Below are 24,536 nucleotides of genomic sequence, written 5' to 3' on the forward strand. Positions count from 1 at the left end.
AACGCACCGATGACGACGAGCGTAACGCTCCAATTGCTCGAGCATTGGATGGCTTTGCGGCCATGGGAAGGAATTCTGTTTTGCAAAACCGGCGTCGGGGAGCATTTTTTGTGCGGGCGGCGGACCGATCAATCGATCTTGATGAACACGCCCTTGGTGTTAAGATATTCGGCGAGGTGCTCGGCGCCGCCCTCGCGGCCGTAGCCGCTCATCTTGTAGCCGCCGAAGGGCACGGCCGGATCGATGGCGTGATAGGTATTGACCCAGACCGAGCCGGCGCGGATCTTGCGCGACAGCTGGTGGGCGGTGGCGAGATTTTGGGTGAAGACCCCTGCAGCCAGGCCGTAAGGCGTGTTGTTGGCCCGCTCGACCGCCTCGTCCAGCGTATCGAACGGCAAGGCTGAAATCACCGGCCCGAAGATCTCCTCACGGGCGATCTTCATGTCGTCCGAGACGCCGGCAAAGACGGTCGGCGCGACGAAATTGCCGGCGGCAAGCGCGCCTTCCACAAGCCGGGTGCCTCCGGTGACGAGTTTCGCCCCTTCCGCGGTGCCGGCCTCGAGGTACCCGGTGACCCGTTGCAGCTGCTTTTCGGAGACGAGCGGACCGATCTCGGTCGCCGGGTCGATGCCGTCGCCGACCCTGAGACCCTTGGCGTATGCCGCGAGCCGCTCGACGAACTCGTCATGGACAGGCCGTTCGACGAAAAGGCGCGAACCGGCGATGCAGATCTGGCCGGAATTGGCGAACACCGACATCGCCGCCACCGGCACCGCCTTGTCGAGATCAGCATCGGCGCAGACGATGACCGGCGACTTGCCGCCGAGCTCCAGCGAGACGCGCTTGAGGTTGCCGGCCGAGGCCCGCACGATCGACTGGCCGGTCGCCGTCGAGCCGGTGAAGACGATCTTGTCGACGCCCATATGCTCGGCGAGTGCGGCACCTGCCTCGGTGCCGGTGCCGGTGACGATGTTGACGACGCCTTCCGGAACGCCGGCCTCGTTCATGATGTCGGCGATCAAAAGCGGCGTCAGCGGCGCCTCTTCCGATGGTTTCAGCACGATGGTGCAGCCGGTCGCCAGCGCCGGGCCGATCTTCCAGATCGACGCCGCCGTTGGCGCGTTCCAGGGAATGATGGCGCCGACGACGCCGACCGGCTCCTTGTGGGTGAACGAGACGATTTCGCCGGGCAGCGAGTTGTCGATCGTCTCGCCGTGCAGCGCCGTCGCCATGCCGGCATAGTAGCGCAGCATGCCGATGACCCGGTTGCGATTGGCGCGGGTGCGTATGATCGGCATGCCCATGTCGGTGGTGTCGGAGCGGCTGATCTCTTCCCAGTGCTTTTCGAAGAGGTCGGCGATCCTCAGCAGCAGCACCTGGCGCTCATAAGGCTTGAACCGGCTCCACGGGCCCTCGAACGCCTTGCGCGCAGCAGTCACCGCCAAGTCGATGTCCTGGCGGTCGGCGCGCGGCACCGTGGCGATGACCGCGCCGGTGGCGGGATTGCGGCTCTCCGTGGTCCGACCGGAGCGGGCATCGACCCAGCCGCCGCCGATGAACATCCGGCGATGGCGCCCGTCGATCGGCAGCCGCAGCGGTGCCTTTGTCTGAGCTATGGTCATGACTGTCCTCCAACCACGCGCTAGTCTTAATAGCGGTGTCGTCCTGTGTTCGGTAGCGAATTTGTCACCACCCAACGGGCGTCAATGGCATGCCGCTTGTTTATTGACGTTCAGCACTTATGTAGGTATCACCATGATAGATGAAGCACCGGAAGGAATGCCATAGAAGGGGGATTTGTGACGATCACGCAACCTTGGGATGCCGGCCGTGCGACGATTGAAATAAGATCTATCGCGAGAAATCTGAAACTAAACATCTCGTACAAGCTGCATGCGCAGGATCGGCTTTCCGAACGCGGCTTGATCATGTCTGATGTGCTGCATGCGCTCAAGTTTGGAAATGTGTACCAACCACCTGTGCCCGCAACCCGGCCGGGTCATTTCCGTTATCGCGTGGAGTGCAAGACACCGAACAGCGGGAGTCGATCCATCGGGGTCGTTATCATCCCTTCCAAGAACGGATGTCTCGTCAAAGTTATTTCGGTCATGTGGATCGATGAGTTCGAGCGAAAAGCGGGCTCGATAATTGGAGTTGAAGCTGATGAATAACGCACACCACTACACAGAAAGCGGTCTGCTCAACGTTTACATCGAAGGCATCGCCGTTGAGGTGGATGACGATGGCGACGACATCATCACGATTCCTGCTGTGAATGAACTGCATCAAGTAATCGCGCTTGGGATCGTAAGCCATGCCAAGGGCATGAGCGGGGACGAGCTTCGTTTCCTGCGCTCCGAAATGGGTCTGACCCAAGCTGAATTGGCCGCCTTGGTCCACCGTGACAAGCAGTCGATTGGCCGATGGGAGCGCAACGAAATCGACATTGACAGCTCGGCTGAGGCCCTGGTGCGTCGTTTGGCAATCGAAAAGCTGGGGCTGCCTGTTGACGCGGGAATCGATGAGTTGTCGCGTCGGAGCGTTCCTACCGCGGACGAGCAACCGATCAAAATACAGAAAATGAATAACGATGCTCGGCCGTACGAACTGATTGCGGCCTGACCCGACCCTGATAACCCCGCCTCGGCGGGGTTATCTATGGAAGACGTTCGCTCGACCGCTATTCGGCCGCCAGGGCCAGTTGCGGCCTTTCGTTCTTTTCTTCCGTCTCGGCCGGCTGCTCCACCACCTTCTTGGGCTCCCTGCCGAAGAACAGCGCATAGGCTGCCGGCAGGACAAGGATGGTCAGCACCGTGGCGACGAGAATGCCGCCCATCATGGCGTAGGCGAGCGGCCCCCAGAAGACGCCACGCGAGATCGGGATCAGCGCCAGCACCGCCGTCAGCGCCGTCAGCACGATCGGCCGGAACCGGCGCACCGCCGAGCCGATGATGGCCTCGGAACGCTCCACGCCGGCGGCGATGTCCTGGTCGATCTGATCGACCAGGATGATCGAGTTGCGCATGATGATGCCGAGCAGGGCGATGACACCGAGGATGGCGACGAAGCCGAACGGCGCGCCGCTGATCAAAAGTGCCGCCGCCGCGCCGATGATGCCGAGCGGACCGGTCGCCAGCACCAGCATGGCCTTGCCGAAATGCTGCAGCTGGATCATCAGCAGCACGACGATGACGGCCAGCATGATCGGCGCTTTCGCCGCAATCGAGGCCTGGCTTTCGGCCGCATCCTCGGCGCCGCCCTGGATCTCGATCTTGTAGCCGGGTGCGAGGCTGGCGCGCAGGCCCTGCATGTCGCTGTACATTTTCATGGCGACATCGTTCGGCTGCACGCCGTCCGGAAGCGTGGCGCGTACGCTGATGGTCGGCAAGCGGTCGCGCCGCCATTCGACGCCTTGCTCCAGCACCGGGACTACCTTGGCGACCTGCGACAGCGGCACGGAGCCGCCGAAATCGGTCGGGATGTAGACGGAGTCGACCGCCGACAGCAGGTGACGGCTTGCCTCCGGCTCACGGGCGACGATCGAAACCGTCTCCTCGCCGTCGCGGAAGTCATCGAGCGGCGCTCCCGACATGGCCGCCTGCAGCGTCTGGCGGATGCGCTGCGAGGTGACGCCGAGCGCACGGGCGCGATCCTGGTCGATCACCAGCTTCATCGTCGGCACCGGCTCCAGCCAGTCGTCGTGGATGGCGCCGAGCAGCGGATTTGCCTGGAACTTCGCCTTCACCTCGTCGGCGATGCGGCGCACCTCCTGGCGATCCGGACCCATGACGCGCATCTGCACCGGCCAGCCGGTCGGCGGACCAAGGAACAGGCGGTCGACCTTGGCGCGGATCGATGGGAAATCATTTGCCAGGATGGTGCGCAGCTTGACAATCAGCCGCTCGCGGGCCGGTTCGTCATTGGCCATCACCAGAAGCTGGGCGAAATTCGGGTTGCGAAGCTGCTGGTCGAGCGGCAGGAAGAAGCGCGGCGCGCCTTCGCCGACATAGGTGGCGATGAAGCGCTTGTCCTTGTCGTCCATCATCCTGGCTTCGAGCGCCTTGGCCTGGGTCTCGACTTCCTTGATGCTGGTGCCTTCCGGCAGCCAGAGGTCGACAAGGATTTCCGGGCGCGACGATTGCGGGAAGAAATTCTGCGGGATGAACTGGAACGCCCACAGGCTGGTGGCAAACGTCATCAGCGTCATCACCAGGACGATGATGCGGTGGCGCACCGCCCATGCAACGGTCGAGCGAAGACGGCGGTAGAAGCGCGTGTCGAAGACATCGTGATGGTTGCCGGCGTGCTTGCGCTGCTTCAGGATCATGTGGCCGAGCCACGGCGTGAAATAGACCGCCGCGAACCAGGACACGACCAGCGCGATGCCGACGACGTAAAACAGGGTGCGCACATATTCGCCGGCGGTCGAGGCCGCGAAACCGACGGGGATGAAACCGGCCGTGGTGATCAGCGTGCCGGTCAGCATCGGGAAGGCGGTCGAGGAATAGGCGAAGCTCGCCGCCTCGACCTTGACCAAGCCTTCCTCGAGCTTTCGCTCCATCATTTCGACGACGATCATCGCGTCGTCGACCAGGAGGCCAAGGGCGATGATCAGCGCGCCGAGCGAAATGCGCTGCAGGTCGATGCCGAGCTCGTACATGATGGCGAACGTGGCGGCCAGGACCAGCGGAATGACGATCGCGATCACCAGGCCCGAGCGCCACCCGATCGACAGGAACGATACGAAAAGCACGATCAGCAGCGCTTCGCCGAGCGCTTCCATGAACTCGCTCACCGCCTCCTTCACGACATGCGGCTGGTCGGAAATCTGATCGACCGAAACGCCATAGGGCAGCGCCTCTTCGAAGCGCTTATAGGTCGCTTCGACGTCCTTGCCGACGTCGGTGACGTTGAAGCCCTTGGCCATGACGACGCCGAGCTGGACGCTGTCGTGACCGTTGAAACGGTATTTGCGCTGGTACGGATCCTCGAGGCCGGAGGTCACGGTGGCGATGTCGCCGAGGCGCGTCACCTGGTTGCCGGCGCGCAGGCGAAGCTCGCGGATGTCGGCCGCCCTGGTGACATCGCCCTCAACCGAAATGCGCACCGAACGCTGGCCGGTGTCGACCGAACCTGCCGGGTCGACATTGTTCTGGCCTTGGATCGCATTCTGCAGGTCGGTCAACGTCAGGCCGCGTTCGGCAAGCACCTTGGATGAAACGTCGATGTAGAGCTTTTCCGGCTGGTCGCCGATGATCACGGCCTTCTCGACACCGGGCGTCGTCAGCAGCATGTCACGCGCCTGGATGGCGAATTTCTTCAGCTCGGGATAGCTGTAGCCGTCGCCGCTGATCGAATGCAGGGTGATGAACGTGTCGCCGAATTCGTCATTGAAGTAAGGCCCGAGCAGCCCCTGCGGCAGCTCATTGGCGATATCGCCGACCTTCTTGCGCACCTGATAGAAAGCATCGGCGACCTGCGCTGGATTGGTGTCGCCCTTGACCTGCAAGGTGATGATGGCGCTGCCGGCGCGGGTGTAGGAGCGGACGAAATCGAGGTGCGGCGTTTCCTGCAGCTTGCGCTCGATCTTGTTGACCACCTGGTCCTCCATCTCCTTGATCGAGGAGCCTGGCCAGATCGCCTGGACGACCATGACGCGGAAGGTGAAATCGGGGTCTTCCTTCTGGCCCATGCGCATCAGGCCGAGTGTACCGGCGACGATGATCAGCCCGAACAGGAAGCGGGCAATGCTCGGATGGCCGATTGCCCAGCGCGAAAGATTGAAAGACCGCTTTTCATTGGTGTCGATGGTCATCGGCGTCAGTCCGTTTCAATTTGATCAACAGAGCACGCGCTTTCGCATGCCCAAGGAACTTCCGATGTGGGCTTCCGGGCGGCGTGGCTTTCCGAGTTGAGAGATCTACATCGCGGTGGGACGCGAGGATCGACGTGGGGGTTACATCGACCTGAGATCTCGAAAATCGGGGGCGCCTGCCGCCCGGAAACCGTGAATTGCCTGGCCGTCAGCGCAAGCGCCTTGCAGCGTCATCGGCCGACGCCGACTGTTGCGCTGCATCACCGGTCAGCTTGACTTTCAGATTCTCGGTCATGAACTGCGTGCCGGCGGCGACGACGACGTCGCCCGGGTTCAGCCCATCGGCGACGCTGACGCCGTCGGGGGTGAAGGCGGCGACCTTGACCGGATGCGCATGGACGGTCCCGCCGTTGCGGTCGACTGTCCAGACGATCGATTGGCTGTCCTTCTGCGCCAACGCGGCCAGCGGGATCGACACCAGCTGCTGCCGGTTGTCCACCGCGGCTTCGATGGAGGCGGTCATGCCTAGCAGCACGCGAGGATCGTTGGGCAGGCTGACGCGAACGGCAAAGGTGCGCGACTGCGGATCGGCGCTGCCGGCGACTTCGCGGACCTTGCCGTCGAGCGTCAGCGCCTCATCGGACCAGAAGCCAGCCTTGACGGTCTTGCCCGGCTTGAATTCGGCAATATCGGTTTCCGGAACAGCGATCAGGACTTCCTTCTCGCCGTCGATGGCAACGGTCACCACCGGCGTGCCGGAGCCGACAACCTGGCCGACATCGGCGGCAACTGATGTGACGATGCCGTTCTTGTCCGCCTTGAGATCGGTATAGCGGACCTGGTTCTGTGCCTGGGCAAGCTGCGAGCGGGCGGAGTCTCGCGTGGCGACCGCCTGATTATAGGCGAGCGTCGCCTGCTCGAGCTGCGACTTCGGGGCGAAATTCTTGGCGTAGAGCTGTTCGGCCCGCTTGCGCGTAAGCTCGACTGTCTCGACCTGACGGTCCGCAGCATCGAGGCTGGCCTGAGAGCTTCTCACCGAGAGCTCGTAGTCGGTGGGATCGACGCGGGCGAGAACGTCACCCGGCTTGACGCGGTCACCGATGTCGACAAGGCGCTCGGTGATCTTGCCGTTGATGCGAAAGCCGAGATTCATCTCGGTGCGGGCGCGCACCGATCCGGAATAGGAAAGCTGACGGGTATCGCTCGCCTTGGCGATCTCGACCACCTTGACCGGGCGGATGATCTCCTTGACCTCGGCTTTCTCTTGCGAGCAGCCGGCGAGGCCGAGAGCGGCAACGACAATCAGTGCCAGGCCGGCGGCCGGTCGCCTGTAGGTGATGGACTTGGACAAAGACACTTTTCGTACTCCCGAACTGTGGAGATGAATTGCCGACATCACCGCCCGACGGGCGGCAATGGTCATTTCTTCAAGGCTCTGATGGCAAACTCGGTAAGCTCGTCCGGCGTCGCCCGGTTCTTCTTGGCGAGGCACTGGGCCATCATCTGTGGATGAGAGAGGCTGATAATGGCAGCACCGAAACACCGGGAAGCGACTACCGGATCCTGATCGACGAACTCGCCGGTGGCGATGCCCTCGCGGATCACGTCAGCGACCAGGTCGTGGATGCGGTCGATGTGCTTTTCGATGACATGCCAGTCGCGCTCGATGGCGACGATGACCATCTCGTGCACCTTCTCCTGGTCGATCATGGTATCCAGCGTCCACTGATAGTGCGTATGCACGTAGCGGCGGAGCTTTTCGCTGGCGGTGCCGGAACCATGGCAGGCTTCGTAGCTCAACCGGTAGCAGGTCTCGAGCATACGGCCGCAAACCGCCTGATGGATTTCCACCTTGGAGGCGAAGAAGCGGTAGATGTTGGCAGTCGACATGCCGAGTTCGCGCGCAATGTCGGCGACGTTGGTCTTGCCGTAGCCGTAGTGGCGGAACAATCGCTCCGCGCAATCCAGGATGCGCGTGACATTTTCCTGGCGGGCGGAATCGGCGGTGGTGTCCAGGGTTTCAAGCATCTCGTTGGCCAAATTTACGACTGACGAATTTAGAATTTCGTCACTCGTAAATTGAAAACCATCACCTGTCAAGGCACCATTTTGGCTACTAGTGACAGATGGTGACATCCCCGGACGGAGTTGGCCCACGAAACGCATGTGGTTTCCGCCGGGCGCGCCTGCAACGCCGCCCCGTGTTTTTTTGCGAAGGATCTTGAAAAGATGCTTTCCGAAATCGGTTCCGTTTTCGGATCAGGCCCTAAGGCTGCTTTGCCATCTCCCGCAGCCGGAACTTCTGGATCTTGCCCGTCGAAGTCTTCGGGATTTCCGCGAAGATCACCGCTTTCGGCACCTTGAAGCGGGCGAGCAGCGCGCGGCAGTGCTCGATTACCTCCGCCTCGGTCGCCGCCTTGCCCGGCTTCAGCTCGACATAGGCGACCGGCACCTCGCCCCATTTGTCGTCGGATCGGGCGACAACGCCGCAAGAAGCGACGCCGGGATGCTTGTACAGCGCCTCCTCGACCTCGATCGAGGAGATGTTTTCGCCGCCGGAGATGATGATGTCCTTGGAACGGTCCTTGAGCTGGATGTACCCGTCCGGGTGCATGACGCCGAGGTCGCCCGAATGGAACCAGCCGCCGGCAAAGGCCTCGTCGCTCGCCTTGCGGTTCTTGAGATAGCCTTTCATGACGATGTTGCCGCGGAACATCACCTCGCCGATCGTCTCGCCGTTGGCCGGCGTCTCTTGCATCGTCTGCGGGTCCATCACCGTCAGGCCTTCGAGCGCGGCATAGCGTACGCCTTGCCTGGCCTTCTTCGCCGCCCTCGCCCCTTTCTCCAGCAGGTCCCACTCGCCATGCCATTCGTTGACGACGGCCGGGCCATAGGTTTCGGTCAGGCCGTAGAGATGGGTGACGGCAAAGCCCGCATCGGCCATGCCCGACAGCACCGCCTCAGGCGGCGGCGCCGCGGCGGTGTTGAAGGTGACGGTCTGCGGGAATTGCCGCTTGTCCTCGTCCAAGGCGTTGATCAGCACCGACATGACGATGGGTGCACCGCACAGATGGGTGACGCCGTGATCGGCGATGGCGTCGTAGATCGGCTTCGGCCGCACCCAGCGCAGGCAGACATGCGTGCCGGCCTGCACGGCAAGCGTCCAGGGAAAGCACCAGCCGTTGCAGTGGAACATCGGCAGCGTCCACAGATAGACCGGGTGCTTGCCCATCCCGGCATGGATGGTGTTGGCATAGGCCATCAGTGCCGCGCCGCGGTGGTGACAGACGACGCCCTTCGGATTGCCTGTCGTGCCGGAGGTGTAGTTGAGCGAAATGGCATCCCATTCATCGTCCGGCATCGACCAGGCGAAATCCTCGTCGCCGTCGGCGACAAACGCCTCGTAGTCCAGCGTGCCGATCCGCTCGCCCTTGGCATAGGGCGCATCGGCGGCATAGTCGGGATCGTCGTAATCGATCAGCAGCGGCCTGACCTTGGCCAGCGTCAGCGCTTGCCGAACCACGCCGGCGAATTCGCGGTCGACGATCAGCACCTTGCTTTCGGCGTGATCGAGCTGGAAGGCAATGACGGCGGCGTCGAGGCGGGTGTTGAGCGAATGCAGCACCGCCCTGGTCATCGGCACGCCGAAATGCGCTTCCAGCATCGGCGGTGTGTTCGACAGCATGACGGTGACGGTGTCGCCCTTGCCGATACCGCGCTTCGCCAGCGCCGAGGCAAGCCTCAGCGAGCGCTTCCAGAAATCGCGATAGGTCGTGCGTTGGCGGCCATGGATGATGGCGGTCTGGTCGGGAAAGGTTTTTGCCGCCCGCTCAAAATAGGTGAGCGGCGTCAGCGGCTGGTGGTTGGCCGGATTCCTGTCGAGATCCTGTTCGTAGGGATTGCCCATCCCGTCCTCCGCAATGTCTGGTCGAGCCTTCTTACCACCAGATCCTGAGCGCGTACTGGATTCGTGCACCGCCATCAGACACTTCGCCCATTACTTGGGACGCCCCTCCCCGCCCTCACCCTCCGGCCACAAAGCGTCGATGTCCCGATGCCCTTCCACGATATTCGCCACTTCGAAAAAGTCGCCATTATAGCGGAAGAAAATCACGTATCCCCTGAAAGCGAAACTTCGGACGTCCGGCCGGAGTTCGGGACGAGCACGACCAATCGTCGCCGGCAAGCTCGCCAGATCACGGCATTTCTGGCGCAGAGCATCCACAAAACGCCCGCCAATAAACAGGCTGCCGCTTTCACGAGTGAGGTATTCAAGGATATTGACCAAATCTGCTTGTGCCGACGGCAGCATGCGCAGCCGTGGCACTCCTAAAAGCCTTCCCTTGCGAGTTGCTTGGCCTTGGCTTCCAAGGCGGCGTCAATATCCTGCTCGGTGGCTTCGCCGCCTTCAGCAAACGACTTGTCCACCATGGCACGGAGCGCCTTCAGCTTTTCCTCGCGCTCTTCGACAAGGCGCAGGCCCTCGCGCACGACTTCGCTGGCAGAACCGTAGCGGCCGCACTTGACGATGTTGGAAACAAAGGTTTCCCAACGCTCTCCCAATGATACGTTCATTGTCGGACCTCCTGATCGGTTTATTGTACCGAGATAACAATAAATGCGCAATTACTGACATCCGGAATGCCAGGTGTCGGATCAGGTGCGCAGCCTAAGGTTTGACTTTTGTCGAGAGCCGTGAATAATGTCAGCGAGGAGATGGCATGGCGATCCGACCGGCAGAACAGCTTATCCACAAGGCCGCCTGGCTTTACTATGCACACGGCCTGCGCCAGGACCAGGTGGCCAGCCAGCTCAAGATTTCCCGTGCCTCGGTGGCGATGTATCTGCGCAAGGCGCGCGAGACCGGCATCGTCAACATCTCGACCTCGACCCAGCTTTTCACCGACGACGTGCTGGCGCGCAAGCTGGAAGACGCGCTGAAGCTCGACGCGGTCTGGATCGCGCCGGAAAACGGCTATGTCGCCGACCCCTCGACCGACATCGCGGTGCTGGCGGCAAGCGTCTTTCTCGAGCTGGTCAGGAAGGGCGACCGTATCGGCGTCGCCTGGGGGCGGACCATCTACACCATCGCCGACATCATGTCCTATGCCGATCTGCAGGACGTCACCGTGGTGCAGCTCTGCGGCAATCTGGGCGCCCCCTATTCGTACCGGCCGGACCAGTGCACCATGGAAATCGCGCGCCGGCTCAACGCCAAGGGACTGAACTTCTACGCGCCGCTGGTTCTGACGACGGAAGAACTGGCACGCGGCCTGCGCGCCGAGCCGGTGATCCGCGAGCAATTGTCGGGCATCGGTGAGTGCGACCTGGCGCTGTATTCGGTCGGCTCGGTGGACACCGACAGCCATCTGGTCAAATGCGGCGCGCTGACCGAGAGCGAAATGGCTGCATTGCGCAAGGCGGGTGCGGCCGGCGTCATTGCCGGGCAGATCATCGACGCCCGAGGCCAGGCGCTCGACTGCAGCTACAACCGCCGGCTGATTTCGGCAGAGCTGTCATCGCTGCACAGCATCGAAAAGCGCCTTGTGGTGGTGCAGGAGGACAGCAAGTTCGAACCGCTCGTCGCGGCGATCGCCGGCGGGCTCTGCACCCATCTGGTCGTAGGCGCGCGCATGGCGCGACGGCTGCTCGACCATGCCGGAGCAGCAGCAAAAGAGGTCGCCTGATACCTAGAGCCGCCGACGCATTGTCATCAAGGCGTCGCGGTATTCCTGTTCACAACAAAAGAGAAATCGGACGAAGCTGACATGAAGAACCTGTGGAATGACGGCGAGGCGGAGAAGCTGGTCGCCGACTATGCAAAGAAGGGTGTGGCCCGCGACCTGGCGCTGCGCGTCTATACGACCAGGCTGCTGGGCGGCGAGCCGCGGCTCGTCCTCCATGGCGGCGGCAATACATCGTGCAAGACCAAGGCCACCGACCTTGTCGGCGACGAATGGGACGTGCTCTGCGTCAAGGGCAGCGGCTGGGACATGGGCGTCATCGAGCCGCAGGGCCTGCCGGCGGTCAAGCTCGGCGCGCTGTTGAAGGCGCGGTCGCTCAAGAAGCTCTCCGACGAGGACATGGTCGCGCTGCAGCGGGCGAACCTCATCGACCCGTCCTCGCCCAACCCTTCGGTCGAGACGCTGCTGCACGCCTTCCTGCCGCACAAATTCGTCGACCACACCCATTCGACGGCGATCCTGGCCATCGTCGACCAGGAGGACAGCGAGGCGCTGAGCCGGAAGGTGTTCGGCGAGAAAATGGGATTCGTGCCTTACATCATGCCGGGCTTCGATCTGGCCAAGGCGGCCGCCGATGTATTCGACGCCGATCCGACGGTCGAAGGCCTGATCCTCGACAAGCACGGCATCTTCACCTTCGGCGACGATGCCAGGCAGGCCTATGACAGGATGATCCATTATGTGAACGTCGCCGAGGATTTCATCGCTGGGAACGGCAAGCCGCGCACCGAAAAGGTGGCACTGCCGGCCAGGCTGGCGAAGCCCGCGGAGATTGCGCCGATGCTGCGCGGCGCAGCGGCGGTGGCACGCGGCGAAGGCCGCTTCGACCGCATGATCAGCGATTTCCGCACCTCGGATGCGATCGTCGATTTCACCAATTCGGCAAAAATTGCCGACTATGCCGGACGCGGCGTGTCGACACCCGACCTGTCGATCCGCATCAAGACCGGACCGATGGCACTGCCGGCGCCCAACGCGGACAAGGTCGGCGACTACAAATCCGTCATCCGCCAGCATGTCGAGAAATTCGCCAAGGACTATCGCGCCTATTTCGAAACCAATGATGCGCTCGACGACGTGAAGCGCACCATGCTCGACCCGATGCCGCGGCTGACGCTGGTGCCCGGCCTCGGCATGTTCGGCCACGGTCGCACGCTCAAGGATGCGAAGATCGCCTCCGACGTCGGCGAAATGTGGATCGAGGCGGTACGCGGCGCCGAAGCCGTCGGCGATTTCCGCCCGCTCTCCAAAGCCGACCTGTTCCCGCTCGAATACTGGTCGCTGGAACAGGCCAAGCTCGCCGCCAACAAGCCGAAGCCGCTGACCGGCCAGGTGATGCTGGTCACCGGCGGCGCCGGCGCGATCGGTGCTGCCACGGCAAAGCTGTTCGCCGACAACGGTGCCCATGCCGTCGTCGTCGATCTCGATGGGTCAAGGGCTGCCGAGGCGGCAAAAAAGGCCGGTAACGGTTCGATCGGCATTGGCGCCGACATCACCGATCCGGTGCAGATGCGCGCCGCCTTCGACAAAGCGGTCGACGTCTACGGCGGCCTCGACATTCTCGTCTCCAATGCCGGTGCTGCCTGGGAGGGCCGGATCGGCGAACTCGACGACGCCACCTTGCGCAAAAGCTTCGAACTCAATTTCTTCGCCCACCAGTCGGCGGCGCAGAATGCCGTGCGCATCATGCTGGAACAGGGCACCGGCGGCGCGCTGTTGTTCAATACCTCCAAGCAGGCGGTCAATCCGGGGCCGAAGTTCGGCGCCTATGGCATTCCCAAGGCGGCAACGCTGTTTTTGTCCAGGCAATATGCCCTCGACTACGGCGCGCATGGCATCCGCTCCAATGCCGTCAACGCCGACCGCATCCGTTCGGGGCTGTTGACCGACGCCATGATCGCCAGCCGCTCGGGCGCGCGCGGCGTGTCGGAGAAGGAGTACATGTCGGGCAACCTGCTCGGGCAGGAAGTGACGGCAGAAGACGTCGCCCAGGCCTTCCTGCATCAGGCGCTGGCCGAGCGGACCACCGCCGATGTGACGACGGTCGATGGCGGCAACATCGCGGCGGCGTTGAGGTAGGCGCGATCGGGGATCACACTTGCGTAATTGGTATTTTGTAGCTACATTGTGGCTCTCTTAAGGAGTCACAACATGGCAACGGATACCGTGGTCCGCGCTCGGATCGATACGGCGACAAAGGATCAGGCAACGGAGGCCTTGGCGGCAATGGGATTGTCCGTTTCCGACGCCATCCGCCTGCTGCTGGTCCGCGTCGCCGCCGACAAGGAGTTTCCCTTTCCGGTGAAAGTGCCGAACGCAACCACTCGGAAGGCGATGACGGAATTGGAGCGTGGCAAGGGCAAGCGCTTCGCCTCGGCCGATGAGTTGTTCAAGGATCTGGGCATCTGACGTGCTGACGCCCGTTCGCTCCGGGCAATTCCGCCGGGACGTGAAACGTGCGGAGAAGCGCGGCAAAGACCTTGGTAAATTGCGCGAACTGCTAGGCCTTCTGCTCGCCGGAGATGAGCTACCGGCGAGCTATAAGGGCCACTCGCTGAAAGGCGATTGGAAAGGCTTTCGTGACGCTCACATAGAACCGGACTGGCTCTTGATCTATCGTGTTGCCGGTGACGAGCTACAGCTTGCTCGCACCGGCTCACATTCCGATCTGTTCAACGAGTAGCCGAGACAGGTGCGCATTTGAGAATTTTGCTAAAGTAGTTCTCGGATGCCTTCCCAAGCCTTTCGGCCCAGCTTTGAATCGGCCTCGTCATTGCCTCCGTGTGCATGCAAAGTCGAGCGTGGTGTGTTCTCGCCTGGCAAGAGAATGCGGTGACCGGCATCCGGCGACGAAATGAGATGCGTGACCTTGCCTGCTTCGCCGCGCCGCCCAACAATATCTCGGGCGAACGATAGGGAAGGCCACAGTGCATCGCCGCCACCGGCGACGAGCAGAAGCTCGGCCGATGCGGTCTCAACAGGGATGGTCGCCGCATTCGCTTCCCGCTTGAACGTTTTCAAACAACTTTCGAAAAGCCCCCTGTAGGACACCTGGCCATCGACATACTCTGGTGTCCAATCTGGATCTGTCGGCACAAACGGCAGCGCGATGCCGTCGAGCGACCATGAGGATCGTTCAGGCCAGCTGACACCATCGCGGCCCGCACCGACATTTCCCCAAACTACGGATGACGGGCTAATCGCGACCACCGCATCAATTCGCTGGTCATGGACGGCGGCAAGCAATGACGCCTCGGCACCCTTAGACGTGCCCACATAGACGATACGACGGCATCCTGTTTCAATGAGATAATCGGTTGCCGCAAAGAACGTTTCCAGGGGAAGCTCACATATTCCGGGAACCTGGCCTTCACCGCCAAACCACTGCAGAGCCAAGGCCGATGCACCCGCATTTGCAAAGAGCCGCGCGCGGCCGACGTCAACACGGCCGCTCGATCCACCCAACACCACAACGCCCGTGGTGGCCTTCAAGCATCGAAAACATGTTCCGGCGACGGCGCCGGTAAGACTTTCCTCTACCGCCCGCATCTCCATGTACCCGTCAATCCTGGGTTTCGATTGTCCAATCGGCCCGCAAAGCCGGCGGCTGCGACAATTGCAATTCGGCGGTCCGGCACGCCAGACATCTTCGACAAAAGGCCGCCTGCAACAAGCTGCTGCAGACGGCTATTGTTTTGCTCGTGCCGAAAGTCACTTCGCGTTCGGGTTCGGCATCCAGGTCGGCATCGCGACATCGGCATGGGCGAATTGCGGCAGCTTGGCCGAGAGGTCCTCCATGTTCTTGATGTCCTTGTCGAGCAGGTCCTTCTGGGTGATCAGCGTCGGCGGCACGATGACGTTGTGGCCGGGATCCTCGCCGGCCAAGAGCTGCGCCAGCGCACGCACCGAGACCTGGCCGACGACGGCCGGGTTGGTGGCGGCGGTTGCCGCCCAGGCGCTGTCCGGCTCGCGCATCGCGGCGATATCCGAGGTCGAGATGTCGGCCGAATAGATCTTGATGTCCTTGTTCAGCCCGGCCTCGTCGACGGCGATCTTCACGCCTTTGGCGAATTCGTCATAGGGCGCGAACATCACCTTGATGTCGGGATGGGCCGATAGCACCGAACGGGCCTGGTTGGCGACCGAATTGGCGATCGGGTTGTCGAGCGTGCCGAACATGGCAACTTCATCGATGCCCGAATATTTCTTCTTGAATTCGACCCAGGTCTCGTTGCGGCGGTCGAGTGGGGCGATGCCGGCGACATAGACATAGCCGGCCTTCCAGCTCTCGCCATTGTCCTTGACCGCCTGTTCGAGCGCCAGGCGGGCGAGGTCGCGGTCGGACTGTTCGATCTGCGGGATCTTGGGGTTTTCGACATTGACGTCGAAGGCGACGACCTTGATGCCGGCGTCGACCGCGCGCTGGGCGGCGTCCTTCATCGATTCCGTCAGGCCGTGCTGGATGATGATGCCCTGAACGCCGAGCGCGATGGCCTGGTCGACCATGTCCGCCTGAAGCGCTGCGTCCTGGCGGCTGTCGAGCACGCGCAGGTCGACGCCGAGCGCCTTGGCCTGCGCCTCGACGCCGGAAAGATAGGCCTGGAAGAAGTCGCCGGTCGAGAGATAGCGGACCAGCGCTATCTTGACGGCACCCGGCTTGTCGAACGGCGCCGGCCTGTCCTGCGCCATCGCCGGCAACTGCATCAGCAATGTTGCGCCGGCAAGCCCGAGCGCTGCCTTCCCCAAAAGCCTTCTTGTGATGTTCACGTCGTTTCCTCCACTTGTTGAACCCAAAATGTGACCCGGTCGAACCCTATCTCCTGCCCCTGCCGGAAAGGGCGAAGGTAAAGACAAGGGCGACCACGAGAACCACGCCCTTGACGAAATCCTGCGTGTAGTAAGGCGCGTTCATCATCGTCAGGCCTTGCAGCAGCACGCCGACAAACACCGCGCCGACAGCCGTGCCGAAGGCGTTCGGCTTGGCGGCGCCGAGAACCGCGTAACCGATGAGTGCCGCAGCCACCGCGTCGAGCAACAGATTATTACCCGAGGCGATGTCGCCGCGTCCAAGCCGGGCAGCGAGCAAAATGCCGCCGATCGAGGCAAAAACTCCCGAAATAACGTAGGCCCAGATTTTGTATGCCTTGACAGGCGCGCCGGCGAGTTCTGCGGCGCGTTCGTTGCTGCCGACCGCATACATCATGCGCCCGAAACGCGTGTATTCGAGAAAGAACCAGATCAGCACCGCCAGCACGAGCAGAACGACGACCGACACCGGAATGAGGTTCGGGATGAAGAAATCGAAGCGATGGCGGCCAAGCGCCAGGAACGCGGCGCCGAAGCTGCCGTTGGCGACCGAGCCGTCGGGCATGGTCATGCCGGTGGCGATCGAACGGCCTTCGGTCGGGATGCGCTGCAGGCCGACAAGCAGGAACATCATGCCGAGCGTCGCCAAAAGGTCCGGAACCCGCATATAGACGATCAGCCAGCCATTGATCAGGCCGACGACGGCGCCGATCACAAGACAGACGACGACCGCCACGACGGCGTTCTGCCCCAGCACCACCATGACATAGGCAGCCGCCATCATGGCGCTGGTGGCGACAGAGCCGATCGACAGGTCGAAGCCGCCGACGACCAGCGTGGCGGTGACGCCGAGCGCTAGAACGCCGGTGATGGCGACCGACTGGAAGATGAAGACAGCACTTTGCGGCGAGACGAAACCATCGGCAGCAACGGCGAAATAGGCGATCAGCCCGAACAACAGAACGATGAAGCCGTAGCGAATAGCATTGTCGCGCAGGATCATTCAGCGCTCCCGCACGCCGGCACCGTCTTTATCCAACCCGAATTCATGCCCTCTCCATTCCAATTCTCATCGTCATCCCGCCGTCAGGCTGCGCTGTGCAACGGCCCGCCCGCCACTTCGGCCAGCAGACGCTCGAGATCGACATCGGTATTGCGGTGCTCGCCGACGATCGTCTGCTCCGACATCACCAGGATGCGATCGGCCGTCTCCAGGGCTTCGTCGAGTTCGGTGACGAACAGCAGCGTCGCGCGGCCGTGGGCGCTGGCCCGCAGCTTGGCGGCGATGTCGCGCCTAGCCGAAATGTCGACGCCCTGAAAGGGCTCGTCGAGGATGAAAAGCCTTGCCGCCTGCGACATCCAGCGGGCGACCATCACCTTCTGCTGATTGCCGCCGGAAAGCGACGCCATCTCGTCCCTCTCCGAGCGGCAGACGATGCCGAGCTCCTGGATCTGCTGGCGGGCAATGGCGCGTTCGATACGGCGTTTGAGAACACCGAGACGCGACATGCGGCTGTGGAACGGCAGGCTGATATTCTCCTGTATGTTGAAGTCGCCGACGATGCCGTTTTCGCCCCGGTCCTTGGCGACGAGAAACACACCGGCGGCAATCGCTTCGCCGGTCGATGCCGGAGCATAAGGTTTCCCGTTCAGCACCATGGTCCCGGCCAGCGGCTGGCGCAGGCCGAACAGCGTCTCGGCGAGCACGGTCTTGCCGACACCGACAAGGCCGGTGATGGCAACGACCTCGCCATCGCCGAGGGTCAGCGAGATCGGCCTGGCGCCTTCAGCAATCCGCAGCGCGTCGGCAGTGAAAATTGCTTTGGCCGAATTCCTGGCGACGATCCGCTCGAGCTGGATCTTGCGGCCGAGCATGGCGTTGACCGCACCTTCGTAATCCAGCGGCTTCTTGTCGAAGATACCTGAGATAACCCCATCGCGCATCGAAATGATGCGATCGGCAAGCCGTCTGATATCCGACATACGGTGCGAGATGTAGAGGATGGCCACGCCTTGCTGGCGAAGCCGGTCGAGCAGCGCGAACAGCCGGTCGGCTTCGGCGCTGGACAGCGAGGAGGTCGGCTCGTCGAGGATCAGCACTTTCGGCCGGTGCGCCATGGCGCGGGCGATCGCCACCATCTGGCGGTCGGCCAGAGAGAGATCGCTGATCCGGGCCTTGAGGTCGATGGCCAGTCCCATGCGGTGGGCCACCGCCTTTGCCTCGCGACGCACCCGGCCTGGATTGAACAGGGTCGGCACGCCGCTGCCGCTCAACCTGTCGAGGGTAAGGTTGGTGGCGACGTCGAGGTCGGCGACGACACCGTCATTGATGTTCTGGTGGACGGTAACGACGCCGGCGCGGATCGCCTCCGCCGGCGTTTTCGGGTCGAACACGTGACCGGCAAGCGACATCGTGCCGCCGCCATGGTCGTAGACACCACTGATGATCTTGACGAGGGTGGATTTGCCGGCGCCGTTGGCGCCCATCAGCACGGTCACTTCGCCGGCACGCAATTCGAGCGAGACGCCGCCAAGCACCTCGATATGGCCAAAGGATTTCCTCAGGCCGTCGACGCGGAACACGGCATCATTGCCCATTCGTTCCTCCCTGAACATGACGCTATGGGCTATATCGGCAATTGTCAACACGATTGACAATTGCCAGCAGGCTTCCTAGCTTGGCCCGACCGCGTTGGCTCCGCTATCATCGGAGCACATGAGCGGGAGGTGAGGATGACTGGGAAATCGCCGTTCGAAGCACTGTCGGTCGAGACACTGGCGGGCCGTCTCGGTGCCAACGAGGCCCTGTGTTCGCAGATCGGCAAGGATACGAGCCAGTGGAAGGTTCGTGAAGTCGGCGACGGCAATCTGAACCTGGTGTTCATCGTCGAGGGTGCTGAGGGTGCGGCCGTCGTCAAGCAGGCCCTGCCCTACGTCCGGCTGGTCGGCGACAGCTGGCCGCTGCCGCTAAAACGCTCCTTCTTCGAATACCATGCGCTGACGCGGCAACAGGCGCGGGCGCCGGGTTCGGTGCCCTATATCTATCACTTCGACGAAGGCCAGGCGCTGATCATCATGGAGTATCTGTCGCCGCACATTATCCTGCGGCGGGCGCTGATCGAAGGCCGGCAATTGCCCAACATCGCGACAGACATCGGCTTGTTCATGGCCCGCACGCTGTTTCGCGGCTCCGACCTGCATATGGCGACCAAGGACCGCAAGGCCGATCTGGCGCTGTTCGCCGACAATGTCGAACTCTGCGACATCACCGAGAACCTGGTTTTCTCGGATCCGTATTTCGATGCCAAGATGAACCGGCACACCAGCCCGCAGCTCGACGGCATTGTCGCCGAGCTGCGCGCCGACCGCGACCTCAAGGTCGAGGCGCAGCGCATGAAGCACATCTTCGCTGCCAATGCCGAGACGCTGCTGCATGGCGACCTGCATTCCGGCTCGATCATGGTCACCGACACCGAAACGAGGATGATCGACCCCGAATTCGCCTTCTACGGGCCGATCGCCTTCGACGTCGGCATGCTGCTCGCCAACTTCTGGATGGCGTTCTTCTCGCAGCGCGGCCATGAACAGGACGGAAGCCGCGACGCCATGCGTGACTATCTGATCGGCGTTACGGTCGAGACATGGTCGGTGTTTCGCGCCGAGTTCTCGCATCTGTGGCGAACCGAGCGTACCGGCATGCTCTACCAGAAGAGCCTGTTCGAAGATCAGGGCGACAGGCTTGGCGCCGAGCAGGCGCTAGACCACATGCTGCATTCGATCTGGACCGATCTGCTCGGCTTTGCCGGCGTCGAGGTTCACCGGCGAATTCTCGGCCTTGCCCACAATGCCGATTTCGAGACCATTGCCGATCCGGATCTGCGCGCCAGATGTGAGGCAAAGGCGCTGAAATTCGGCCGTCATCTCGCCGTCAACCGGCGCCAGATCCACAGCATCGACGAGGTCAACCGGTTGGCCGCGCTGATCGAACGGGAGAGCAGGATTTGAACGTCGGCGACCGCCACTACCGCACCATCTGGCCGAGTGACGACGGGCGTTCGGTGGAGATCATCGACCAGCGCTGGCTGCCGCATGATTTCCGTATCGAAAAGATCGATACCGTCGTCGGCATCGCCACGGCAATCCGCGACATGTGGGTGCGCGGGGCGCCGCTGATCGGCGTCACCGCGGCCTATGGCGTCGCCATGCAGATGGCCGACGATCCGTCGGACGCAGCACTCGACGCCGTCTGGGCAACCTTGCACGAAACGCGCCCGACGGCGATCAATTTGCGCTGGGCGCTGAACGAAATGCAGCGCTTCCTGCTGACGCTTCCGCTGGCAGAACGTGCCGCGGCTGCCTATCGGCGTGCCGGCGAGATCGCCGACGAGGATGTCGGCCTCAACCGCGCCATCGGCGCCCATGGGCTCGAAATCATCAAGGCGATCGCGGCGCGCAAGCAGCCGGGCGAACCAGTCAATATCCTGACCCACTGCAATGCCGGCTGGCTGGCCACCGTTGACTACGGCACTGCCACCGCGCCGATCTATCTGGCGACGGAAGCCGGTATTCCAGTCCATGTCTATGTCGACGAAACGCGACCCCGCAACCAGGGTGCCCAATTGACCGCCTGGGAGATGGCCGGCCACGGCGTGCCGCATACGCTGATCGTCGACAACGCCGGCGGCCATCTGATGCAGCGCGGCCAGATCGACATGGTCGTCGTCGGCACCGACAGGACCACCGCCGACGGCGATGTGTGCAACAAGATCGGTACCTATCTCAAGGCACTGGCGGCCGCCGACAACGACGTGCCGTTCTATGTCGCGCTGCCGTCGCCGACGATCGACTGGACCGTGGGCGACGGGCTGGCCGACATCCCGATCGAACAGCGCTCGCCCGACGAGGTCTCACTGGTCTGGGGCAAGACCGCTTCCGGCGAGATCGCCCAGGTCCGCGTATCCCCGGAAGGCACGCCGGCGGCCAATCCGGCCTTCGACGTGACGCCGGCGCGGCTGGTCACCGGCTTGATCACCGAACGCGGTGTCGCTACGGCCTCGCGCGAAGGCCTGAGGGTGATGTTTCCCGAGCGCGGATGATCGGCTTTTCCGGGAGGGTGCTCCGGATTTGCCTGATCTCACGATTTCTTGAACACGGCACGGTTAAAAACGCCCGTTGCCGGTCCCACATGGACGGCCGTATGCGTAGCGGCGGGGCCGCGCCCAACGCTCGAAGCCGGGGCTGCCCACGGCTCGGCGAGTGAACCAGCGGGATACCGCGATGTCATTCAGACCGTTGCTTGGTGACGGACGGGTTCGGAGCCAGGACGAGAAGTCGGAGCCCCTGCAAACCGCGTCATGGGTCAGCTCCTCGATCGTCTTCGACAACCGGCGGTGGGCGTGCCGGGAGGCGGAGCTCCGCTGGACAGCCCCTCATCATCTGATCGTGCTGACCGAAGAAGGCGGCACGTCCCATACATCCATCCGGCACGAGGCACGATCCCTTTACGACGGAATGGACCGTCCCGGAGCCCTCACCTTCGTCCCGGCAGGCGCGGAACGACAGGGCTTCTATCGCGATGTAAACCTCTCCTATTCAGCCCTGTGGATCGATCCCGATATCGGGCTTCCCGGATGCGAACGCCTGAAGAACCTGCCTATACTGGTAAACAAGAAAGACGCGGTCGTCGCCACGCTCTTGAGTTCGCTTCGTGACGAGATGGCACTCGGCCACAAGCCAGACACTGCCTATGTCGAGCATCTGGTCGCCCTCGTCAGTCTCCGCGTGGCCAACCTGAGCGGGGAGCAACCGCGGTTTGTACGTCACGGCTGTCTCAGCCGCCGGGCGCTTGGTCGCGTTCGGGATTACATCGATGCGCATATGAATTCCGACATTTCGCTAAGCGAGCTGGCAGCCGCCGCGGGCATGGCCGTCGACAGTTTTGCGCGTCGCTTCAAGGCGACGACCGGCCTTGCACCCTACGCCTATGTGATCGAGGAACGGGTGCGGCGAGCGGAGGCGCTGCTGCGCGAAACGGGTTTGTCGATCGGTGTCATTGCCTTTCGGCTCGGCTTCTCAAGCCAGAGCCACTTCACCACGACCTTCCGACGTCTGAGGGGCATGACGCCTCGTGCCTATCGGGTGAATTCTTCTCCAGAATCCTGATAGTGCCGCCGGTTTCTTGAAAGAAAGCCGCCGCCCGCACTCCCACCTCCAGTGTCGTTGGGTGACAGAACTCGAGGGTTCGCTCGGGTCAAGTTGCCGTCTGCGCTTCATTGCGACTGGGAGATCATGCATGGCCAAAACGGACAACAGGAGCGGGCCGACGCGTCGGATGGTATTGGAAGGCGGTGTTGCGACCGGGGTGCTCCTGGCTACCGGACTACCGGTTGACGCCGAGCCGGCCGAGACCGTCACGGCGGCTGCATCGTCCTCGCCGCTACCGACGATGACGATGTCGTTACGGATCAACGCGAAGGATCTTGCCGTCGAGCTCGACCCGCGGACGACGCTGCTCGACGCCCTGCGCAACCATCTCGGCCTCACCGGCTCGAAGAAGGGCTGCGACCACGGCCAGTGCGGCGCATGCACGGTGCTCGTCGATGGGCGCCGGATCAATTCCTGCCTGACGCTTGCCGCAATGCATGAAGGCGACGAGATCACCACGGTCGAGGGCCTTGCCGAGGGTGACCGGCTGCATCCGGTCCAGGCCGCCTTCGTCGCCCGCGATGGTTTCCAGTGCGGCTACTGTACGCCAGGCCAGATCTGCTCGGCGGTTGGCATGCTGGGCGAGGCGCGGGCCGGTTGGCCAAGCCATGCGAGCGCCGACGTGGCAGCGGCTTCCGTCGCTCTCACCGATGCCGAGATCCGCGAGCGGATGAGCGGCAACATCTGCCGTTGCGCCGCCTATCCGAACATTGTCGCCGCAATCCGCGACGCGGCAGAGGAGGCATGAGCAATGCAGTCCTTCACTTATGAACGTGCGGCGAGTGCTGAGCAGGCGGCGGCCGCGGTTGCGGCCCGGCCGGATGCCAAGTTCATCAGCGGCGGCACCAACCTGCTCGACCTGATGAAGCTCGAGATCGAGCGCCCAGCGCATCTCGTCGACATCAGCCGGCTGCCGCTTGATCGGATCGAGGAGACGGCGGAAGGCGGGCTTCGGATCGGTGCCCAGGTCCGCAATAGCGATCTTGCCGCCGACCCGCGGGTAAGGTCGCGCTATCCGATGCTCACGCAAGCGCTGCTGGCGGGAGCGTCCGGACAGATACGCAACAAGGCCTCGACCAGCGGCAATCTCCTGCAGCGCACGCGCTGTCCCTATTTCTACGACCGCAACATGCCCTGCAACAAGCGCCAGCCGGGTTCGGGCTGCGCGGCACTTCAGGGCTTCAATCGCATGCACGCCGTACTCGGCGCGAGCGAAGCCTGCATTGCGGTCCATCCCTCCGACATGGCGGTCGCCATGTCCGGGCTCGACGCCAGGATTGAGACCGTCTCGCCCGGCGGCGAGACCCGCACGATCCCGATCGGCGATTTCCATCGGTTGCCCGAGGCGACGCCCCAGCTGGAGACCGTGCTCGGCCACGGCGAAATAGTCGTCTCGGTTGCCCTGCCGCCGCCGCCACCCGGCCGACAGGTTTACCGCAAGGTGCGCGACCGTGCTTCCTACGCCTTCGCGCTGGTGTCGGTGGCAGCAATCGTCGAGAAAAGCGGCGACCGTATCCGAAGCACTCGGATCGCCATGGGCGGCGTGGCAGCGAAACCCTGGCGCGCGACGGAGGCGGAGCGCGCGCTGGCAGGCGCGGCGGCATCCGACGGTGCCTTTAGCGACGCGGCCGAAGCCGCGCTCGCCGGAGCCGTCGGTCATGGCGCCAATGGTTTCAAGATCCCGCTGGCGAAACGGACGATACGGCACACGCTGGCTGCTGCCGCCGAGAGTGCATGAGGCGATGCGATGACAGAGACGACGACCCCGAACCGCTGTTCCCAGATGCCGGCGCCGAGCAGGAGATCGATATGAAACTCACGCGACGCGCCGTTGCCGCCGCGGGTGGCGGCCTTCTCGTCTCTGCCGCCACAGCCTGGGGCGCCACATCCGACCCGGGAGCTCGTCACGGGCTCGAGGCCGCCGTAGACGCCTTCTTTGCCGGCTGGGCCTCTGGCGACTGGACGGC

At 62.9% G+C, this 24,536-nt stretch carries 22 protein-coding genes; 11 read left to right on the top strand and 11 right to left on the bottom strand.

The window, feature by feature from the left end; translation table 11 throughout:
- Positions 1 to 128: 128 nt before the first annotated feature.
- Positions 129 to 1,622, bottom strand: a complete 1,494-nt coding sequence (locus tag NKH59_RS01930; RefSeq protein WP_353014223.1) for an aldehyde dehydrogenase family protein — start codon at positions 1,620 to 1,622, stop codon at positions 129 to 131.
- 177 nt (positions 1,623 to 1,799) lie between these two features.
- On the opposite strand from NKH59_RS01930, the gene NKH59_RS01935 reads away from it, so the two are divergent.
- Both NKH59_RS01935 and NKH59_RS01940 read left to right on the top strand, forming a co-directional pair.
- Complete coding sequence (locus tag NKH59_RS01935) at positions 1,800 to 2,171, top strand: DUF4258 domain-containing protein (RefSeq protein ID WP_352472295.1); 372 nt, start codon at positions 1,800 to 1,802, stop codon at positions 2,169 to 2,171.
- Complete coding sequence (locus NKH59_RS01940) at positions 2,164 to 2,622, top strand: helix-turn-helix domain-containing protein (protein WP_353020732.1); 459 nt, start codon at positions 2,164 to 2,166, stop codon at positions 2,620 to 2,622. The genes NKH59_RS01935 and NKH59_RS01940 overlap by 8 nt, the downstream gene beginning before the upstream one ends.
- A gap of 58 nt (positions 2,623 to 2,680) precedes the next feature.
- Here NKH59_RS01940 and NKH59_RS01945 read toward each other — a convergent pair whose 3' ends face one another.
- The 6 genes from NKH59_RS01945 to NKH59_RS01970 all read right to left on the bottom strand — a co-directional run bounded on the left by NKH59_RS01945 (position 2,681) and on the right by NKH59_RS01970 (position 10,390).
- Positions 2,681 to 5,815 carry an efflux RND transporter permease subunit gene (locus NKH59_RS01945; RefSeq protein WP_353020734.1) on the bottom strand — a complete coding sequence of 1,045 codons (3,135 nt, stop codon included), beginning with the start codon at positions 5,813 to 5,815 and terminating at the stop codon, positions 2,681 to 2,683.
- A gap of 208 nt (positions 5,816 to 6,023) precedes the next feature.
- Positions 6,024 to 7,172: an efflux RND transporter periplasmic adaptor subunit gene (locus NKH59_RS01950; RefSeq protein ID WP_353020736.1), complete on the bottom strand. Its 1,149-nt coding sequence runs from the start codon at positions 7,170 to 7,172 to the stop codon at positions 6,024 to 6,026.
- Positions 7,173 to 7,234: 62 nt separating this feature from the next.
- Entirely contained in the window at positions 7,235 to 7,843 is a 609-nt protein-coding gene (locus NKH59_RS01955; RefSeq protein ID WP_352612708.1) for a TetR/AcrR family transcriptional regulator, read from the bottom strand.
- Positions 7,844 to 8,081: 238 nt separating this feature from the next.
- The gene (locus NKH59_RS01960; RefSeq protein ID WP_353020738.1) at positions 8,082 to 9,722 is read right to left on the bottom strand and encodes an acyl-CoA synthetase; all 1,641 of its coding nucleotides are present in this window, start codon (positions 9,720 to 9,722) and stop codon (positions 8,082 to 8,084) included.
- Positions 9,723 to 9,812: 90 nt separating this feature from the next.
- A complete protein-coding gene (locus NKH59_RS01965; protein ID WP_352472289.1) occupies positions 9,813 to 10,127 on the bottom strand; it encodes a type II toxin-antitoxin system RelE/ParE family toxin in 315 nt (104 codons plus the stop codon).
- A gap of 17 nt (positions 10,128 to 10,144) precedes the next feature.
- Positions 10,145 to 10,390, bottom strand: coding sequence for a type II toxin-antitoxin system ParD family antitoxin (locus NKH59_RS01970; protein ID WP_352612275.1), 246 nt, complete (start codon positions 10,388 to 10,390; stop codon positions 10,145 to 10,147).
- Positions 10,391 to 10,536: 146 nt separating this feature from the next.
- Between NKH59_RS01970 and NKH59_RS01975 the strand changes: the two genes are divergently transcribed.
- From NKH59_RS01975 to NKH59_RS01990, 4 genes are all read left to right on the top strand, one after another.
- Positions 10,537 to 11,502 (top strand): sugar-binding transcriptional regulator, encoded by a 966-nt coding sequence (locus NKH59_RS01975; RefSeq protein ID WP_352612273.1) that lies wholly within the window; start codon positions 10,537 to 10,539, stop codon positions 11,500 to 11,502.
- An 81-nt stretch (positions 11,503 to 11,583) separates the two neighbouring features.
- Positions 11,584 to 13,638, top strand: coding sequence for a bifunctional aldolase/short-chain dehydrogenase (locus NKH59_RS01980; protein ID WP_353020740.1), 2,055 nt, complete (start codon positions 11,584 to 11,586; stop codon positions 13,636 to 13,638).
- Between the two features lie 72 nt (positions 13,639 to 13,710).
- A complete protein-coding gene (locus NKH59_RS01985) occupies positions 13,711 to 13,968 on the top strand; it encodes a type II toxin-antitoxin system RelB/DinJ family antitoxin (protein ID WP_352970973.1) in 258 nt (85 codons plus the stop codon).
- Between the two features lies 1 nt (position 13,969).
- Positions 13,970 to 14,242, top strand: a complete 273-nt coding sequence (locus tag NKH59_RS01990) for a type II toxin-antitoxin system RelE/ParE family toxin (protein WP_352918040.1) — start codon at positions 13,970 to 13,972, stop codon at positions 14,240 to 14,242.
- Between the two features lie 29 nt (positions 14,243 to 14,271).
- Here the strand turns inward: NKH59_RS01990 and NKH59_RS01995 are convergent, their stop codons facing one another.
- The 4 genes from NKH59_RS01995 to NKH59_RS02010 all read right to left on the bottom strand — a co-directional run bounded on the left by NKH59_RS01995 (position 14,272) and on the right by NKH59_RS02010 (position 18,963).
- On the bottom strand, positions 14,272 to 15,114 hold the full coding sequence (locus NKH59_RS01995; protein WP_353014230.1) for an acyl-CoA thioester hydrolase/BAAT C-terminal domain-containing protein: 843 nt from the start codon (positions 15,112 to 15,114) through the stop codon (positions 14,272 to 14,274).
- 156 nt (positions 15,115 to 15,270) lie between these two features.
- A complete protein-coding gene (locus NKH59_RS02000; protein ID WP_352615090.1) occupies positions 15,271 to 16,326 on the bottom strand; it encodes a substrate-binding domain-containing protein in 1,056 nt (351 codons plus the stop codon).
- Between the two features lie 46 nt (positions 16,327 to 16,372).
- Positions 16,373 to 17,368: an ABC transporter permease gene (locus tag NKH59_RS02005; protein WP_023676003.1), complete on the bottom strand. Its 996-nt coding sequence runs from the start codon at positions 17,366 to 17,368 to the stop codon at positions 16,373 to 16,375.
- 83 nt (positions 17,369 to 17,451) lie between these two features.
- Positions 17,452 to 18,963, bottom strand: coding sequence for a sugar ABC transporter ATP-binding protein (locus NKH59_RS02010; protein WP_352472280.1), 1,512 nt, complete (start codon positions 18,961 to 18,963; stop codon positions 17,452 to 17,454).
- A 135-nt stretch (positions 18,964 to 19,098) separates the two neighbouring features.
- Here NKH59_RS02010 and mtnK point away from each other — a divergent pair, with 135 nt between their 5' ends.
- The 5 genes from mtnK to NKH59_RS02035 all read left to right on the top strand — a co-directional run bounded on the left by mtnK (position 19,099) and on the right by NKH59_RS02035 (position 24,307).
- A complete protein-coding gene (mtnK, locus tag NKH59_RS02015) occupies positions 19,099 to 20,370 on the top strand; it encodes an S-methyl-5-thioribose kinase (RefSeq protein ID WP_352472279.1) in 1,272 nt (423 codons plus the stop codon).
- Positions 20,367 to 21,461: an S-methyl-5-thioribose-1-phosphate isomerase gene (gene mtnA, locus NKH59_RS02020; RefSeq protein ID WP_352503010.1), complete on the top strand. Its 1,095-nt coding sequence runs from the start codon at positions 20,367 to 20,369 to the stop codon at positions 21,459 to 21,461. The genes mtnK and mtnA overlap by 4 nt, the downstream gene beginning before the upstream one ends.
- Before the next feature lie 181 nt (positions 21,462 to 21,642).
- Complete coding sequence (locus tag NKH59_RS02025; protein ID WP_352503009.1) at positions 21,643 to 22,527, top strand: helix-turn-helix domain-containing protein; 885 nt, start codon at positions 21,643 to 21,645, stop codon at positions 22,525 to 22,527.
- 130 nt (positions 22,528 to 22,657) lie between these two features.
- Positions 22,658 to 23,317 carry a 2Fe-2S iron-sulfur cluster-binding protein gene (locus NKH59_RS02030; RefSeq protein WP_352503008.1) on the top strand — a complete coding sequence of 220 codons (660 nt, stop codon included), beginning with the start codon at positions 22,658 to 22,660 and terminating at the stop codon, positions 23,315 to 23,317.
- 3 nt (positions 23,318 to 23,320) lie between these two features.
- On the top strand, positions 23,321 to 24,307 hold the full coding sequence (locus tag NKH59_RS02035) for an FAD binding domain-containing protein (protein WP_352503007.1): 987 nt from the start codon (positions 23,321 to 23,323) through the stop codon (positions 24,305 to 24,307).
- Positions 24,308 to 24,536: the final 229 nt, after the last annotated feature.

The organism is Mesorhizobium sp. M0998, assembly GCF_040318885.1.
Lineage (GTDB): Bacteria > Pseudomonadota > Alphaproteobacteria > Rhizobiales > Rhizobiaceae > Mesorhizobium.